This window comes from Alcaligenes sp. (assembly GCF_050255915.1).
Lineage (GTDB): Bacteria > Pseudomonadota > Gammaproteobacteria > Burkholderiales > Burkholderiaceae_B > Alcaligenes > Alcaligenes aquatilis.
In genome coordinates this window covers 247,562-262,680 of record NZ_JBFWIQ010000006.1, presented here as the reverse complement: position 1 = coordinate 262,680, position 15,119 = coordinate 247,562, and the positions used below count along the sequence as shown (strand labels likewise).

At 57.5% G+C, this 15,119-nt stretch carries 15 protein-coding genes and 1 tRNA gene; 6 read left to right on the top strand and 10 right to left on the bottom strand.

Annotated elements, in window-relative coordinates:
- Positions 1-45 precede the first annotated feature (45 nt).
- Positions 46-498, bottom strand: coding sequence for a type II secretion system major pseudopilin GspG (gene gspG / locus AB7E06_RS10105; protein WP_427956720.1), 453 nt, complete (start codon positions 496-498; stop codon positions 46-48).
- A gap of 397 nt (positions 499-895) precedes the next feature.
- Between gspG and AB7E06_RS10100 the strand changes: the two genes are divergently transcribed.
- A complete protein-coding gene (locus AB7E06_RS10100; RefSeq protein WP_427956716.1) occupies positions 896-1,783 on the top strand; it encodes a LysR family transcriptional regulator in 888 nt (295 codons plus the stop codon).
- Positions 1,784-1,825: 42 nt separating this feature from the next.
- Here AB7E06_RS10100 and AB7E06_RS10095 read toward each other — a convergent pair whose 3' ends face one another.
- A complete protein-coding gene (locus AB7E06_RS10095) occupies positions 1,826-2,110 on the bottom strand; it encodes a helix-turn-helix domain-containing protein (RefSeq protein ID WP_427956713.1) in 285 nt (94 codons plus the stop codon).
- A 425-nt stretch (positions 2,111-2,535) separates the two neighbouring features.
- On the opposite strand from AB7E06_RS10095, the gene AB7E06_RS10090 reads away from it, so the two are divergent.
- On the top strand, positions 2,536-3,177 hold the full coding sequence (locus AB7E06_RS10090; protein ID WP_427956760.1) for a LysR substrate-binding domain-containing protein: 642 nt from the start codon (positions 2,536-2,538) through the stop codon (positions 3,175-3,177).
- Between the two features lie 586 nt (positions 3,178-3,763).
- Here AB7E06_RS10090 and AB7E06_RS10085 read toward each other — a convergent pair.
- From AB7E06_RS10085 to AB7E06_RS10060, 6 genes are read right to left on the bottom strand one after another with little or no spacing between them, the layout of a single operon-like run.
- Positions 3,764-4,750: a Bug family tripartite tricarboxylate transporter substrate binding protein gene (locus AB7E06_RS10085; RefSeq protein WP_427956710.1), complete on the bottom strand. Its 987-nt coding sequence runs from the start codon at positions 4,748-4,750 to the stop codon at positions 3,764-3,766.
- Positions 4,747-5,445 carry an AroM family protein gene (locus AB7E06_RS10080; RefSeq protein ID WP_427956707.1) on the bottom strand — a complete coding sequence of 233 codons (699 nt, stop codon included), beginning with the start codon at positions 5,443-5,445 and terminating at the stop codon, positions 4,747-4,749. The genes AB7E06_RS10085 and AB7E06_RS10080 overlap by 4 nt, the downstream gene beginning before the upstream one ends.
- Positions 5,445-6,365: a DUF1177 domain-containing protein gene (locus tag AB7E06_RS10075; RefSeq protein ID WP_427956704.1), complete on the bottom strand. Its 921-nt coding sequence runs from the start codon at positions 6,363-6,365 to the stop codon at positions 5,445-5,447. The genes AB7E06_RS10080 and AB7E06_RS10075 overlap by 1 nt, the downstream gene beginning before the upstream one ends.
- Before the next feature lie 8 nt (positions 6,366-6,373).
- Positions 6,374-7,090, bottom strand: coding sequence for a dipeptidase PepE (gene pepE / locus AB7E06_RS10070; RefSeq protein WP_427956701.1), 717 nt, complete (start codon positions 7,088-7,090; stop codon positions 6,374-6,376).
- A gap of 18 nt (positions 7,091-7,108) precedes the next feature.
- Positions 7,109-8,125 (bottom strand): D-cysteine desulfhydrase, encoded by a 1,017-nt coding sequence (locus AB7E06_RS10065; RefSeq protein WP_427956698.1) that lies wholly within the window; start codon positions 8,123-8,125, stop codon positions 7,109-7,111.
- Positions 8,126-8,163: 38 nt separating this feature from the next.
- Positions 8,164-8,886, bottom strand: coding sequence for an aspartate/glutamate racemase family protein (locus tag AB7E06_RS10060; protein ID WP_427956695.1), 723 nt, complete (start codon positions 8,884-8,886; stop codon positions 8,164-8,166).
- Positions 8,887-9,003: 117 nt separating this feature from the next.
- Between AB7E06_RS10060 and AB7E06_RS10055 the strand changes: the two genes are divergently transcribed.
- Positions 9,004-9,951, top strand: coding sequence for a LysR family transcriptional regulator (locus tag AB7E06_RS10055; RefSeq protein ID WP_427956692.1), 948 nt, complete (start codon positions 9,004-9,006; stop codon positions 9,949-9,951).
- 699 nt (positions 9,952-10,650) lie between these two features.
- Here AB7E06_RS10055 and AB7E06_RS10050 read toward each other — a convergent pair.
- Both AB7E06_RS10050 and AB7E06_RS10045 read right to left on the bottom strand, forming a co-directional pair.
- A complete protein-coding gene (locus AB7E06_RS10050; RefSeq protein WP_427956689.1) occupies positions 10,651-12,558 on the bottom strand; it encodes a tyrosine-type recombinase/integrase in 1,908 nt (635 codons plus the stop codon).
- Positions 12,559-12,797: 239 nt separating this feature from the next.
- A tRNA-Gly gene (locus AB7E06_RS10045) sits at positions 12,798-12,871 on the bottom strand.
- A 202-nt stretch (positions 12,872-13,073) separates the two neighbouring features.
- Here AB7E06_RS10045 and trmB point away from each other — a divergent pair.
- The 3 genes from trmB to thiS are packed head-to-tail and all read left to right on the top strand — an operon-like array spanning position 13,074 to position 15,028.
- Complete coding sequence (trmB, locus tag AB7E06_RS10040; RefSeq protein WP_427956686.1) at positions 13,074-13,841, top strand: tRNA (guanosine(46)-N7)-methyltransferase TrmB; 768 nt, start codon at positions 13,074-13,076, stop codon at positions 13,839-13,841.
- Complete coding sequence (gene pip, locus AB7E06_RS10035) at positions 13,838-14,785, top strand: prolyl aminopeptidase (protein WP_125277411.1); 948 nt, start codon at positions 13,838-13,840, stop codon at positions 14,783-14,785. Before trmB ends, pip begins: the two co-directional genes overlap by 4 nt.
- Before the next feature lie 42 nt (positions 14,786-14,827).
- Positions 14,828-15,028, top strand: coding sequence for a sulfur carrier protein ThiS (gene thiS, locus AB7E06_RS10030; RefSeq protein WP_094195548.1), 201 nt, complete (start codon positions 14,828-14,830; stop codon positions 15,026-15,028).
- Positions 15,029-15,119: the final 91 nt, after the last annotated feature.

Below are 15,119 nucleotides of genomic sequence, written 5' to 3'. Positions count from 1 at the left end.
TTTGCAGACCTGCTGGCTGCCCCCTTGCCCCTTTCATTGCTGCACCTACAACTGCCAGGAGCCGATATCGGCATTCACGCCCTCGCCACCAGGCTCACCGTCAGCACCAAGCGAGAACACGTCGATTTCGCCATTGGTACCCGGATTGAGGTAGTGGTACGGATTGCCCCAGGGATCAGCGGGCACACGCTCCAGATAATTGCGCCAGTTTGGTGGCGCCCGACCTACAGTCGGTTTTTCGACCAAGGCACCCAGCCCCTGCTCAGCACTTGGGTATTGCCCGTTGTCAAGCCGGTAGAGTTTGAGCGCTTGCATGATCGCACCCACATCCTGACGCGCGGCCGTGGCTCGGGCTTGATCGGGGCGGTCCATCAAGTTAGGTACAATCAGTGCGGCGAGAACCCCCATGATCACGACGACTACCATGATCTCGATCAATGAGAAGCCGCCTTGGTGTCTTAAAGCACCGCGCATTGATTCGTGAACGCCAGCGCCCATTTTTATCTCCAAGTCGAAAACTTTTTACACTTGGAAATGGTCTCAAATTGGCGTGTCATTACGATGGATTTTGTTCGGGATGATTAACCTCTCAAAGCCAGCAAATCTCCCAATCAACTCCCTTTGCGCCACTTTTCTCCCGAACAATATTCACAAATCTGTAATTAGGGCCCCCGGCGTTGCATGTGGCACCGTTGCAGATCGTCCATCCCGCAATATCCAATGCCAAATCTCTCCTTATACTAGACGCAACCAAGGCTCTCGAGATGTGCCTTGCGCACCATGACATGTGCGTAATCAGGTGCGCTGTATGCGACGGTAATCGCAGCAGCGACTGAGACCTATATTTGAGCGTTGTTCCAACGCCAACCGTAACCCGTATGGTTTGGGAGGCCACATGGATCTGCGGCATCTGCGGTACTTTATGGCCGTGGCCGAGGAGTTGCATTTCTCACGAGCTGCCGAGCGACTGCACATTGAGCCGTCGCCGCTGTCCCGAACCATCAAAGAATTGGAAGAAGAGTTGGGGATCATGCTGTTCAAGCGCGACCGCCGCGGAACACATTTGACCCACCCAGGACGAGTCTTCCTGGAAGAGGTTCGGCGGGTCTTCATGGCGCTGGATCATGCCAAGCAAAGCGTAACAGCCGCTGCCTCAGGCTACCGGAGCACCTTGCGAATTGCGCTGTCCGATAGCGTGGCCCAGCCTCGCCTGGCGACAATTTTGGCGCGTTGCCGGGAAGAGGAACCTGATGTGGACGTGCGGTTATTTGAGGTGCCGCTTTCAGTACAGTTGCGCGGACTCCGAGACGACACCTTTGATGCGGGGTTTTCCCGCTCAGCCGACGTCGGCGATGCCATCATCGCGCAACCAATCTGGTTAGATCCACTGGTAGTGACTGTGCCCACACGGCACCCATTGCTTGCTCACAAGGAAATACCTCTACAGGAATTACTGCGGTATCCACTCGTGATGTGCCACCCTGATGTCTGCGCAGGCTGCAACCGGCAACTTCAGCGTATCCTTCGCAATGCTGACACCGAGCCTCTGGTAGTGGAGCACGTCACATCGATGGACATGATGCTGACGTTGGTAGCTGCTGGCTATGGCCTGGGCTTTGCGACGATGGCGCACATTGCTATCTGCAAACATCCCGAGATCGTTGCGCGGCCTCTTGGCGTGGAGGGCTCCATACTTACCACTTATTTGCTAACGCCGGATATTGCCCCGTCTCCACAGTTAAGTGGGTTTATTGATCGGGTGATGGAAAATGCGGAGTGTTGAATTAATCCACGATTACGTCGAACGAAATAGTGCCAGCTTGATTCATGCCTCTGCCAGCATTGCTTCCATTGCAGCCAACAACTCGCTTGCGTTGCAATTAAGCCCTTTCGCGATTCGCAGAATCATGATCAAGGTCGGCATGTGTTCTCCGCGCTCAATTTTGCCCATGTGAGAGCGCTCAATACCAGCGCGATGTGCCAACGTTTCCTGAGCCACGCCTTGCTCCAAGCGCGCGGTGCGAACAACCTGCCCGAACGCTTTGGCCGGGACACTTCGGAATGTAGTCTTACCGGGAGGTCTTCCCTTAATGATCGAACGCTTCTGCATAGGCAAAAGCGTCGTTCAGCACCATGAATTAAACCACGTTAAGTTTAACTCATAGTACGATTTATATAGGACTTCCATCGTTTTTTGTTGTTTTCTATCGATGGCTGGGCGGTTTCCCTTACCTAGGCCCCTGCATTCACCCTTAGCGTCGGTGCTGCGGTGCGCAGGCTGTAGACGCAAGGTGTGCCCGGGGTTCTGGCGTTGAGGGGAAAGCCCCGAGCAGTTGGCGAGAACGTAAGGGGTAATGCGAAGCATCCTTCACGTTTTCAGGTAGCGGCTCGGCGAAGTGGGCTTAAGCGGACATTTCACCCGGATTCTCGTGATTAACGGAAGTCAGAATGTGCAGTAAAAATTCAGAATATTGACGTGCGCGTTATCCGGCCCTGTCTTTAACGGAGAACGACACTTTGCCAACATTGCCGGGGATGCCAATCATGCGCGCATGTACCGATGCCACACCACTCAGAATCGCTGTCTCCTTTGGCGCCTTCTCGCCGCGCCTAGCCACACTATTAGCACTCCAGCGCGCCGAAGAGCCACACACCCCTGTACTGCTGCATGAAGTGGAACTGACCGAACAACTGGACGGCCTGACCTACGGCCGCTATGACGGCGGCCTAGCTCTCACCGATGCCCCTGGGTCAGCACTACGGGCACAAGCCCTTTGGCACGATGAACTGGCTGTGGCCATACCGACTCAATCACCACTACACCGATTCGAAGCTGTCCCGTTGGAGGAAGCGGTTCGCTACCCGCTCATCAGTTGGCAAGCCCCGGTCTGCGAACCCCTCAGCGGATTGATCGACTCGCTACTCAGGACGCAGCGCTCACGCCGCCCCTGTATTCTCGTCCAATCCTACGAGGTGATGGTCGTCATGATCCTGGCCGGGTATGGGGTTGGTATCGGCCTGCAGTCTCGCCTTGCTGGGTTACGAGTGCCCCATATTGCGTCGCGACCTCTGGCCGGCTCCCAGTCCAACCTCACCACCTACCTACTGCAGCCTAGTAGCGGTGCGACGCCTGCACATGATAGGTTTGCCAGACGGGCGCGAGATCTTTGCGAGTGAAGTGCTGTACATGCCCACTGGATATGTACAGCCCAACCAGCGGCGCGGCATGGTCTAACATACTGGCCGCCCGCGCCTCTACTTACGATGACCTCGAGCAAGACGTCGCCTCGGCAAAAACGAAACCATCGATGCCAAGGGCGGACACATCCCCGGCGCCTACGCTGTCTTCCATGTCGGCCAGCTTGGCCTCGGCGGCGGTGCGTCGATATCGGACACGGTCCCGCTGGCTCAACGCAGCGTCTCGTTGACAAGTTTCAAGACAACACCTGAACCTGGCCGGAAATACGGGTTTTGGGTATCCGGGGAGCACAGCCATTAACGAGCCTAGCCGCTCCATCTGGGCACGCCTCAGCATTAAATACTAGCCTCACGCTTGAGCAATACCGGCTAACCTGCCCGGTAGCACCGATCAATTCTAAGATTGAGCGTTGCTTCAAAACAGCCGATCTGGCCTTTCCATCTGATCTGTCCGGAAACCCGAAAGAGCTTGCTTGCGGCGAGATGACTCAGACTCAGCCATTTCCCCGCTACGACAGTGAGTAGCTAGATAGGCCTACCTGACGCGGACTGAAGTATCTGAGAGTCATTGCACGGTGACATTGGCACGTCGGACAACTGCCGTCCATTTCTCGATCTCAGCATCGACAAACCGCGCGAACTCCTCGGATGAGCCACTAGCCACCGTGACACCGGATTGTTCCAGCTTGGACTTCACTTCGGGCTGACTGATCGCGCGGTGAAAAGCATCCTGCAGGCGCTGCGTAATTTCGGGTGACAAGCCTGCGGGACCGAACAGGCCTTGCCAAGCCACCGCCGAAAAACCCGGTGCACCCGACTCCGCGATGGTAGGCACCTCCGGTAACTGGGGCAATCGGGCCAACGTGCTGACAGCCACCGCGCGTGCTCTCCCCCCTTGGTGCTGGGGGATGGCTGTCGTGCTGTTATCCACGGTGAAGCCGATCGCGCCACCTATCAAATCTGTGGTCGCCTGCGGATTGCTCCGGTAAGGCACCGCTGTCAATGTCAGCCCAAATTGCGCCGCCAACATTTCCGCGGTGAGGTGGTTCGAAGTTCCCACCCCGGCAATACCGTAGGTCGTGCCCGGTGATGACTTCAGCCAATCGATGAACTCCTTCGCAGTCTTAACCGGCGAGTCGCTGCGCACCATGAACACATTGGCCATGTCGCTGAGCCGCGTGATAGGCGTGAAGTCCTGCGGCGAACGATAATTGGCGCGCTCGCCATAGAGTGACGGCGCGATAGCGTTGGTGCCAGTACCGCCCATACCGATCGTATAGCCATCTGGCTTGGCACGTGCAAGGCGCGCCATAGCGACCATGCCTGCCGCGCCCGTCACATTTTCCACCACCACAGGGACTCCCAGTATTTCTGCCGCCGGCCCTGCCACCAAGCGCGCAAGGATGTCAGCGGATCCGCCTGGGCCGAAACCAACGATGAGCGAAATCGGCCGCTTGGGTGTCCAGGTTTGTGCCTGCACGCCCGCCCCACATAGCAGCCCCCCCGCCAGTATCGCTATAGCAATCCTTCGCCCGCCTTTGATGGTTTTCATGAAGATCCCCGGTCTTGCGTTGATTGAATGGCATTGATGACGCAGCGCAGTGCAGAAGCGACCAACTGGTTCGCGCGCAGCACGATTCCTGGCGCATGCCGGCTGACCTCTGCCTGCATCTCAGCCGTGTAGCCCATACAATGGAGAATAACCAAGTCGCATTGCGCCAACGCCTTTCCCGCCTGCGCAAAGCGATCACGGGTATATGGAGAGGCATGGGCAGTCTCGACTGGCACGTTGACTTCATAGGCAAGGTGCAGTTCGCGGGCCTGCTTCTCCAACGGGACTACCACACCCAAGCGATTGAAGTTAGCCGCCAGCGCCGCGGCGCCTGCGTCAACAATGCGCTGCGCTTCGAACATCGGGGTATGTTGCAATCTCGGAATGCGCGTGCCCGTGCACATTACAACGATAGCGTCATAGCCTTGTTTGTCGAGCGCATGCAGCCGCTGCTCCAGACGAACCTCGATCTGTGCTCGGCTAAAAATGCCATGGTTGCCACCGCGCAGACGAGCGACGAATGGATACTCGTCACCGACCGGAGCCAGCTCAGCTAGTTCCACGTCGGACAGTCCGTCCAACAATCCGATATCATCGGCATCAATAGGCTGTCCGATCTCCGCCAGCATGCTTGGCATAACATCATCCCGGGGCGACTGGCCGATGCCGACGAATGCAATGCGTGGGCGCCTCATCATTCGTTACCGAGCTGCTGTAGGTGGCCCAGCGAGCCGTAGCGTCGCTGAATGGCCTGCCACTCGTCCTCGTCGTAAAACTTGCACTGGTTCTTGCCAAAGACCTTGGCAACTTCGACGACAAATCGGGTGGCCGACTCAAGGTCTCGACTATTCGTCGCACCAGTGGCGCAGCCCGGCACAGCGGCGACAGCGGTAAAGGCCACGCCCACTACGGGCGCGGTCGTGACCGTAGCCGGTTGCACAATGGAATTCAGGCGACGCAGGCCGTTGTCCGCAGGGGTGGTGTCCATGGTCGTTAGGGGCATCACATGCGGCAGTTCACCTGTCGTCCAGCTCAACAGATCCAACAGCGTTTCGGGCACACGCAGCATGTACCCTTCCTTGATGGTCGGTGTGAGGGCAATACCGTTATGGTTGAGAAGGCGATTGCCGCGCGAAGTGTCCAGAGACAAGATAGCCTTCATGTCGGGGTGCACTTCACGCTTCATCATCTCGAACATCGGCAGCGGCCCGCGCATCTGCGGCACGGGAATATTTGGCTTGGTCGACGCGTTTGGGCAGATATGAGTATGGATTCGAACCGGACCGGGCATTACGTCCCCGACGCGGGCCATTTCACCCAGTTTCATCGCTGCTGCAATGGCGGCGATTGCGCCATCGGCGTCCGACACCAGACCAATCAACTCGGGTCGCGCGCCCACGCCGCCCAGCCTTCCGATCACGCCCAGCGTCGGTCCCTCGGGATCTTGCCCTGGAATTCGGCATGAGACAAAATCGGTTTTACCTCTCTCCCCGGTGACCGTCTCTACCATGACATCAGTCACGCCGCACTCGTGCAGTAGCGATGCGACCTGATCGCCGTTGACGTTAGGGTTGGACAACAGATCGTGCGCCTCGATAACTTGCTTAAGTGCCATGATGTCTCCTAAATATCCGCTGGTGAATAGAACAGTGGCCCTGGCGAAATTTCCTCTACATCACCAGGAGCACGGAACCAATAGCCAACATGTTTTCCACCCATGACGCAATCAGTTCCATGCACGCGTACCCAATTGCCTTCGGGTAGCCCCAACACAGGCATGGCTGGGTTCTTACGCATGAATTCGTCCAGACGCTGGTTACGACTCTCGCCCATATGGCCCGGGACTGTCCTGGCGGTATAGTGGCAATTCAATTGAAACGGCAGTAGACCTAGCGCATCAAGACCTTGAGGATCCACGATGGGCATGTCGTTCGTGGTACGTATCGTTGGGCAGCATAGCAGGCTGCCCGCGCTCCAGCCTACGTATGGCAGCCCCCCTGCCACCCGGTTGGATAGCGGTACAAGCAAGCCGCGTGTACGGCACTCCAGAAGCAGGTTGAACGTGTTGCCGCCCCCTACCATCACCATATCGGCTTGCTCCAGCGCCAGCCGCGCGTCCTTGCTGCGATGGATGGAAACCACATCCACTTCCGTGTCGCGCAGGGACTCACGCACTAGCGCCTCGTAAGCATCCCAGGTACGGCTGATACCTGCATAGGGAATGAACAGCGCAGTCTTGCCGGCCATGCCCATCGAGCCGATCGGCTCGATGGCATCGGCCAGGTAGCCGCGGGCGCTACCGGCATTGCTTAGTAGCAATAGATTCTTCGATGCAGTCATTATGCGGCCTTGACCATGTCAGCGGGCCGGCGCCAACACGTCGCTCAGCGCATCGAGGTACCCGAACAGCGCCGTACTACCGCCGGTATGCACGAAAACGACGTTCTCGCCCCGCTGGAATTGGCCTTGACGAATCAAATCGATGAGACCGGCCATCCCCTTGCCGGAGTACACGGGATCGAGCAAGATGCCCTCCAGGCGTGCCAACAGAGATACCGCTTCGATCATCGACGACGTAGGCAGGCCGTAGCCGTCGCCCACATAGTCGCAATTGGCCTGCACGCGCTCCCGTCGCACGACGCCAGCCACACCTAGAAGATCGGCAGTTTCGCACGCCAGCTTGTAGACGTTATTCTCTTGGGCCTCCCGTACGGCGCGTACGCCGATTCCCAGCACGCTGACGCCGCTACTCATCGCCTCGAACCCGGTCACCAGCCCGGCCTGCGTTCCGGCGCTTCCCGTCGCATGCACCACACGATCCACCACTAACTGCTGGTCATTAGCCTGCTGTACGATCTCAAGCGCGCAGTTTACGTAGCCTAGAGCCCCAATACTGTTGGAGCCACCGCCCGGAATCACGTAAGGCTTACCGCCCTTGGCACGGATCTCCGCTGCTACCTCCTCCATGGCCGCGCTCATGTCGGTTCCGCCGGGATAGGTGCGAGTGGGGGCCCCCATCAGCCGGTCCAGCAGCACGTTGCCCGACTCCACGTAGTCGGCGTTCCGATAGCCCGTGCGGTCTTCGAGCAGGATCTTGCATTTCAAGCCCAACCTGGCCGCCGCCGCAGCCGTTTGGCGCGCATGGTTGGATTGCGTAGCGCCCTGGGTGATCACGGTATCTGCCTTTTGCGCCAGAGCGTCCGCCATCAGGAACTCCAGCTTACGCGTCTTGTTGCCGCCCGTGGCAAGACCCGTGCAATCGTCGCGTTTGATGTAGAGATTAGGACCGCCCAGGTGTGCGCTCAGCCGCGTCAGCGGCTCCAGGGGAGTATCGAGGTGGCCTAAACGGATACGTGGGAATCGTGAGAGAAGCATGCGAGAAGTTCCTTGTCGTCTGCGATCGGTTCAAGAGATCAGGATCTTGAGGGTAGTGGCTCCAGGCCACGCGCATAACGCACGCAACGAGTAGCCAGGTTCTGTGTGGCGTCCAGAAGCGGGACAGCCAAGTCGTCTTGCGATAACACCAACGGCACCTCGGTGCAGGCTGCGATCACCACATCAGCGCCGCTCGCCACCAGTTTTTGAGCCAACGCCGCCATGCGTGGCCGCGTCTCGGAGACAGGTCTGCCCAGCTTGATGTCATAAAGCAAGGCGTTAAATCCATTCTGCTCGTCGGCTGACAGACAGATTGACGTTATGCCACGGCGACCTAGTGCATTTTGGTATAGCCCGGTATCGATGCAGCCCTGCGCGGCCAACACGCCGACGCGGCACGCCACAGGCCATTGGCGAATGCAGGCATCGCACGCTTCCGCCACGATACTGATGAACGGCACCCGGACAGCTGCCCGCACGTCACGCTCAAACGCGTGAGCGGTATTGCATGCCATGACCAGAAAATCCGCACCGGATCGCTCTAGCCCTCTAGCCATCTCAACCAACGCTCCGGCTGGTGAAACGCCCTGGCCCGCGATCGCCCGATTACGGTCAGGCACCTTGGGGTTGCAGTCGATGAGGACGTGCAGGTGATCCTGCTCGGTCACGGCGGGCGTGGCCTCGGTCAACTTGACAAGGAAATCCGCAGTCGCCTTCGGGCCCATGCCCCCCAACACACCGATGATCTTGTCTGTCCCCATGGTCATTTTCCTATTAATACTAAACTCTCATAACCTCTACACTATCAACGTAAAATAGCGTCGTCCAATGAAGAATTCGGGCTAAACTATGCATATTTGGAATAACCAAGGAACCCAATGGAAATTGCCTGGCTGAAGGACTTCGTCGCCATCGCCAACCTGCGCAGCTTCTCGAAGGCCGCCCAAGCTCAACATGCCACGCAATCGGCGGTTAGCCGACGGATCAAAGCACTGGAGGACTGGTATGGTGTGGCCTTAGTCGACCGCAGCAGCTACCCTGTCACACTCACTAAGGCAGGCAGTCACCTTGTACCTATCGCCCAGGCACTGATCGCCGATCTCTATCGCAGCCGTCGCGAAGCCCGTGCCGAAGCGGACGCAGAAGGCCGTCGACTGCACTTCACAATGCCGCACTCGCTGGCATCCGGGTTCTTTCCGCACTGGTGGCGACAATGCAAACAAGGCCGCGACTTAGACGCCACTGTCACGGCAGCTGACCTTTGGAATTGCGTCGAAATGCTGCTTAATGGCGACGCGCAATTCCTGGTGTGCTACAGCCACCGAGAGGTGGCCAGTGGCTTGGAGAACGTGAATCTGCGGCGCCTACGAGTAGGCCAGGAAAAGCTCATTCCCGTCACGGCAATCGACACGCATCAGCGTCCTCTCTATAACCTGATGCCAGGTGCATGCGAGCTCGAGATCCCCTTGCTGACCTATCCGAGCCAGTCGTTCCTGGGCAAAGTCACCAGCCATATGCACGCGTGGCTGGAATCGCAATACACCCTCCATGTGCGTTACGAAAGTGCTTATGTCGAAGCGATCAAGGCCGAGACTCTTCTGGGCGAAGGCATCGCCTGGTTACCAGAGCGCCTCGTGGCAAACGAACTGGCTGCAGCTCGGCTAGCCCGGCTGGGAGACGACTTGCTGGCGATCGAACTGGATATTTGGCTTTGCTCTTCGGCCTGCTCGACCATACCAGCCTATGCAGAGGATTTATTTTCTAGCGCACAAACGCAGGAAAGCGCTCCAAGGGGTACAACAACGCCGCAGATGCAACCGGTCTAGCTAGGCTGCTCGGTTTCTCGCCAGGGAAGCCCCCCTGGACCAATTTCGTAAACGCCATCTGCTTGATGAAATCGGTAATCGCGGGCGCTTCCAATAGCCGACGAGCCGTTAAGTCACCAGTCGCGCCCCTTAAATCTCGCCTGATTCCGACAGACGTATTTTCCACAGAACTGTCATCAGTTGAATCTGCAAAATGCCTTCGGTCAGAAATACTGGTCGGGCGTGTCGCAATGGAGGCCTTTGCGCTCGGTTCACCGCGCACACCGTCCCCTTCTGCATCGCCTTCCGAAACCCGTCAGCCCGCCCCACCCTGTTGAAAAAAGGCTTGCACGTTTAGAGTACGTACGTCTACGTCAAATACCTTGGTACAAAAGACAACAGATGTTCCAACAGCTTCAAGAAAATGGATTATTGGCATGCGTCTCTCAAACGATTGTCTCAATGCCTGAGCGAGCCGGTATCACTATCGCAACACTCACAGACTTGGGTAGAGAGAAGTTGACTCGTCTGACGGATTGCCCGCCGGAAGGGGTTTGGTCAATCGGTGAAGATTGACCGTGACGTAATACAGCAACAATCTGCCAGATCTAGCTCTACGTCTTTCGGGCCAAATCAGGCGCAGCGTGTTCCGTGCTGCGCGCTGAAGCTGCCACGCTCCGAGTTCGAACGAGGCAGAGGGAGCAAGATGTAGCTCGAAGACTAATGGGAAAGGCAAGAGTGACCCGAGAACGCTCTCGCACCGTCCGTTACCTGCTCGCCACCAAACGCGTCTGACCCAGGCCATAATGATGCTGATGCCTCGACGGCTTCGCAAACCAGTGCGCACACCCGTTCCAAATTGCTGGCGGTGACCGCGTCAATCGGCGAAAGACCGTTGAGCGACGAATGCGGCAACCTCAGGGCATGGTAAATCTGCCAACTGTCGATGCCCGGGCTGGTACGGGTGAGCACCGAGCTAACGAGCCGTCCTTTGATGGGTTCCAGTTGCCACTCCGGCACCCGCATTCCGCGATGCCCCACACTCAAAGCAAGCACATTGCGCGCCTGGATTTCATAACTTATCCAGCGTCGTGACTTACCCGCCAGCCTGGCATAGTCCACGACCCGCAGGTTCTGAGGCGACTCGAACATGTCCAGTAATTCATTACGTTCTCGCTGCAATTCTGATGGTTCCGGCTCGAGGCCATCCCGACCTGGCACCGCGGGCAAGCGGTGCATTTTCGGTTCCACGGCAGGAGTGCCCCAATCTGATCCTACTACAACTACTGGCGCGCAATCGTCAGCCGCAGGCGGATCGACGGCGGCATGACCCGCTGTGACTGGCAACCCTCGCAGCGTCACCGTCAACGGCTGACTGGCCAGCTGAACCATCCCTTGCTCGAACAAATCGAGCCGATCGGCCCAGTCCTGTATCATGACGCGGCGCTGCTCAACATATTCGGCATGGTTATAGGTGGCGCTGATGCGGTTGGGGTCTGCGTGCGAGAGCTGAGCATCGACCCAGACTTTGGGATAGCCGAGCTCGTTGAGCGCGGTCGAAAGCGTGGCGCGTAGCCCATGACCGGTCAGCATTCCGTCATACCCGATGCGCTTGAGCGCTTGGTTGACCGTGTTCTCGCTGAAGGGGTATTTAAGGCACTGCTGACTTGGGATCAGATAGACTTGGGCGGGCTTAAAGTCGGCCAGCAGATGTCGCACAATTTCCTGAGCTTGAATAGAGAGCGGCACGATATAGGGTGGTATCTCGATCAAGCGCTGGCGCTTATTGCGTTTAAGTTGCCTACGCTGCTTGAGTCGGTGGGCCGGAATGCACCACAGCCCGTTATCGAGATCGAACTGGTCAGGTGTGGCGTAACGCAGCTCACCCGTGCGCACGCCGGTCAACAACAACAGGCGGACCGCCAGTTGCGTGTTCAACCTACCGCGGTATTTGCGCAGCGATTGAAGCATTGCAGGCAATTCGGGCATACGCAAGAACGGGTTGTGGTCGACCGGCGGTAGCGGCAGCGCGACAGCGTCCAGATCAAGGGCCGGGTTCTCGGCCATGCCCGGGATGGCCACCTTCGCGAACCGGAATAGTTGTCTGAACCACGTGCGCAATTTTTCCGCAACTGAGAGCGACCCACGTTTCTCGATACGTCCGATGATCTCCAACAAATGTGCGCTGGTGATCTCGTGGATGTTTAGGTGACGCAGCACCGGAAAGACATCTTTGTTGAAGACACGCTTGATCTGGCTGAGACTCGTCTGGCGGCCCTCCTCCAATGAGAGCTTGCGGTGGTCGCGCCAGCGCTCGTAGACCGCCATGAACGTATGTTCATCGGCGATAACCGCCGCTAGGTGCTTGCGCTTGCGTTCGGCGCGCGGGTTCAACCCCTTGGCCAATTGCGCACGGGCCGCCTCGCGCAACTCGCGCGCCTCGCGCAAGGAGACCTCTGGGTAAGTGCCCAGTGAAATGCGCCGCTCCCGGCCCGCGAACGTATACCGGAGATGCCAGGCCTTCCGGCCCTTGACCGGAACAAATAGAGACAGGCCGTCGCCATCGAGTAGGTTGCGGGGTTTGCCAGAGGCCCGAGCTTGTCGGACCGCCATATCAGTGAGTGCCATGTGTTCAACTCCTGTAAAGGTCAGGTTGAACGCATGTTCCCTTCATCCCGCGAACCGGCCCACAAACAATCCGACATGGCCGCTACCCGTATTGATGTACGGATAAATGTACGGATTTGGACTGGATGTACGGAGCTTTCAGTAGACGTCAGTGGAACATCAAGGCTTGGAAAACTTCCTAACAATCAAGCACTTGCAGAACTTAGTGGACGTCAAAAGAACTCCGTGGAAAGTAACTATGGAGCGGGTGATGGGAATCGAACCCACGACGGATGCTTGGGAAGCATCAGTTTTACCATTAAACTACACCCGCCCTGATGGAGAAGTCTGCGTCAAAAGCAGACGATCCCGCGAATGGGGAAGCGAAAATTATAGCGCGATCTCCGGATCATGCGTTGCCCCCACCCTATCTTTTTCACGCACTTCCCCATGAATTCAGCGGCAAGACTCACTACAATAGAGCTTTCCCGCTTTTAGCTAATACGCGAGCCATTCCTGATGCCCGCGCCCCAACCATGACCACCAGCAACGAAAAAACATCCCTGCTCTCGCCCAATGTCGCGAACAGCAACTCCGGCGAGACCCATATCCGTAGCTTTGTTCATCGGCGCGCGCACATTACGCCCAGCCAGGAGCAAGCCTTGGCGCGCCTCTTGCCTCTGTGGTCGATCAGCTACCGCGACAGCATTCTGAAACCGGAAACCGTGTTTGGCAACGACCACCCCCTGATCCTGGAAATCGGTTTTGGCATGGGTGAAACCACCCAGAAAATTGCTCAAGCCCGCCCCAACGACAACTTCCTGGGTGTGGAAGTGTTTAACGCCGGTGTCGGCGCCTTGCTCAAGCGTATTGATGACAACCAGATCAGCAATATCCGCATCATCCAGCATGACGCGGTGGAAGTGGTGCGCGACATGATCGCCCCTGCCTCGCTGGCCGGTATTCACATCTACTTCCCGGACCCCTGGCCCAAAAAGCGCCATCACAAGCGTCGTCTGGTGCAATCGCCCTTTATCCAGTTGCTGACCAGCCGTCTAAAACCCGGCGGCTACATTCATTGCGCAACGGACTGGGAAAATTACGCCGAACAAATGCTGGAAGTGCTGTCGGCCGAGCCTATGCTTAGCAACACGAACGAAGGCTATGCACCCCGCCCTGACTTCCGCCCACTGACCAAGTTTGAAAACCGTGGGCTGCGTCTGGGTCATGGCGTGTGGGATCTGATCTTCACCCGCAATGACACCCCGACCCCTGAACTGAACTGGCCCAAGAAAGAACAATGAGCGCTACCCTGTTCCCGCCTATAGAGCCTTACGCCCAAGGCACCTTGCACACCGAGGATGGGCATCATATCTACTGGGAATGCTGCGGCAACCCGGCAGGTAAACCGGCTATTTTCTTGCATGGTGGGCCGGGATCAGGATGTTCTACCGATCACCGCCGCTTGTTCGACCCGCAAAAATATAATGTGCTGCTGTTTGATCAGCGCGGTTGCGGGCGTTCCTACCCTCATGCCAGCCTGGAGAACAACACCACCTGGCATCTGGTTCAGGACATGGAGCGGCTGCGCCAGGAAAAGCTCAAAGCCGACAAGATGCTGGTCTTTGGCGGCTCCTGGGGTTCGACCCTGGCGCTGGCCTATGCCCAGACCCACCCCGAACACGTCAGTGAATTGATTGTGCGCGGTATCTTCATGGCCCGCCCTGAAGAGTTGCGCTGGTTTTATCAGGAAGGTGCCTCGCGCTTGTTCCCGGACATCTGGGAACAATATTTGGCCCCTATCCCCAAAGAAGAGCATGGTGACCTGATTACCGCCTATCACAAGCGTTTGACGGGCGATGACCCCGCTGTACAGCTACGCGCCGCACATGCCTGGTCGCAGTGGGAAAGCAATACGATCACGCTCTTGCCCAGCCAGAATCACCTGGATGCCAAATCCAGTGATAAAGCCGCCCTGGCCTTTGCGCGTATTGAAAACCACTACTTCATGAATCAGGGCTTTTTGGAGCCGGATCAGTTACTTAAAAACGCCCACCGCTTGCATGGCATTCCAGGCGTGATTGTGCAGGGACGCTATGATGTGTGCACTCCGGCGCATACAGCCTGGCAACTGCATCGCGCCTGGCCACAAGCAGAGTTTCACATGGTTGCAGACGCAGGCCACGCCTACGACGAACCCGGCATTCTGGCTCGGCTGCTGGCCGCCACCCAGAAATTTGCCATCTGAATCACTCGTCCGGCACTATCCGGACCATATCCAGAGACAAGAATGAACATTACCCTGAACGGCCAGAGCAAGACTCTGGCAAACTCCGACACGGTTGGCACACTGATTATCGAGCTGGGCTATGAGAACAAGCGCATTGCCGTAGAGCTGAACGGCGACATCGTGCCCAAAAGCCAGCACGCCAGTACCCCTATTCAAGAAGGCGACACCATCGAGATCGTGGTTGCCGTCGGTGGCGGCTGAGACTCACCCTTTAAAATGCACAATTGCTGACATTCGAGTACGGCTTTACGGCTAAAAATAAGGTCATAATGAACCGTCTCGCCTGCCATCA

Excerpts from the sequence above, each read along its gene's own strand:
- AB7E06_RS10100 (WP_427956716.1), top strand. The coding sequence starts at position 896 with ATGGATCTGCGGCATCTGCGGTACTTTATGGCCGTGGCCGAGGAGTTG.
- AB7E06_RS10060 (WP_427956695.1), bottom strand. The coding sequence starts at position 8,886 with ATGGGGACAGACAAGATCATCGGTGTGTTGGGGGGCATGGGCCCGAAG.
- AB7E06_RS10090 (WP_427956760.1), top strand. The coding sequence starts at position 2,536 with ATGCCAATCATGCGCGCATGTACCGATGCCACACCACTCAGAATCGCT.
- AB7E06_RS10095 (WP_427956713.1), bottom strand. The coding sequence starts at position 2,110 with ATGCAGAAGCGTTCGATCATTAAGGGAAGACCTCCCGGTAAGACTACA.
- AB7E06_RS10075 (WP_427956704.1), bottom strand. The coding sequence starts at position 6,365 with ATGGCACTTAAGCAAGTTATCGAGGCGCACGATCTGTTGTCCAACCCT.
- AB7E06_RS10055 (WP_427956692.1), top strand. The coding sequence starts at position 9,004 with ATGGAAATTGCCTGGCTGAAGGACTTCGTCGCCATCGCCAACCTGCGC.
- AB7E06_RS10050 (WP_427956689.1), bottom strand. The coding sequence starts at position 12,558 with ATGGCACTCACTGATATGGCGGTCCGACAAGCTCGGGCCTCTGGCAAA.
- gspG (WP_427956720.1), bottom strand. The coding sequence starts at position 498 with ATGGGCGCTGGCGTTCACGAATCAATGCGCGGTGCTTTAAGACACCAA.
- pip (WP_125277411.1), top strand. The coding sequence starts at position 13,838 with ATGAGCGCTACCCTGTTCCCGCCTATAGAGCCTTACGCCCAAGGCACC.
- thiS (WP_094195548.1), top strand. The coding sequence starts at position 14,828 with ATGAACATTACCCTGAACGGCCAGAGCAAGACTCTGGCAAACTCCGAC.
- AB7E06_RS10085 (WP_427956710.1), bottom strand. The coding sequence starts at position 4,750 with ATGAAAACCATCAAAGGCGGGCGAAGGATTGCTATAGCGATACTGGCG.
- AB7E06_RS10080 (WP_427956707.1), bottom strand. The coding sequence starts at position 5,445 with ATGAGGCGCCCACGCATTGCATTCGTCGGCATCGGCCAGTCGCCCCGG.
- pepE (WP_427956701.1), bottom strand. The coding sequence starts at position 7,090 with ATGACTGCATCGAAGAATCTATTGCTACTAAGCAATGCCGGTAGCGCC.
- AB7E06_RS10065 (WP_427956698.1), bottom strand. The coding sequence starts at position 8,125 with ATGCTTCTCTCACGATTCCCACGTATCCGTTTAGGCCACCTCGATACT.
- trmB (WP_427956686.1), top strand. The coding sequence starts at position 13,074 with ATGACCACCAGCAACGAAAAAACATCCCTGCTCTCGCCCAATGTCGCG.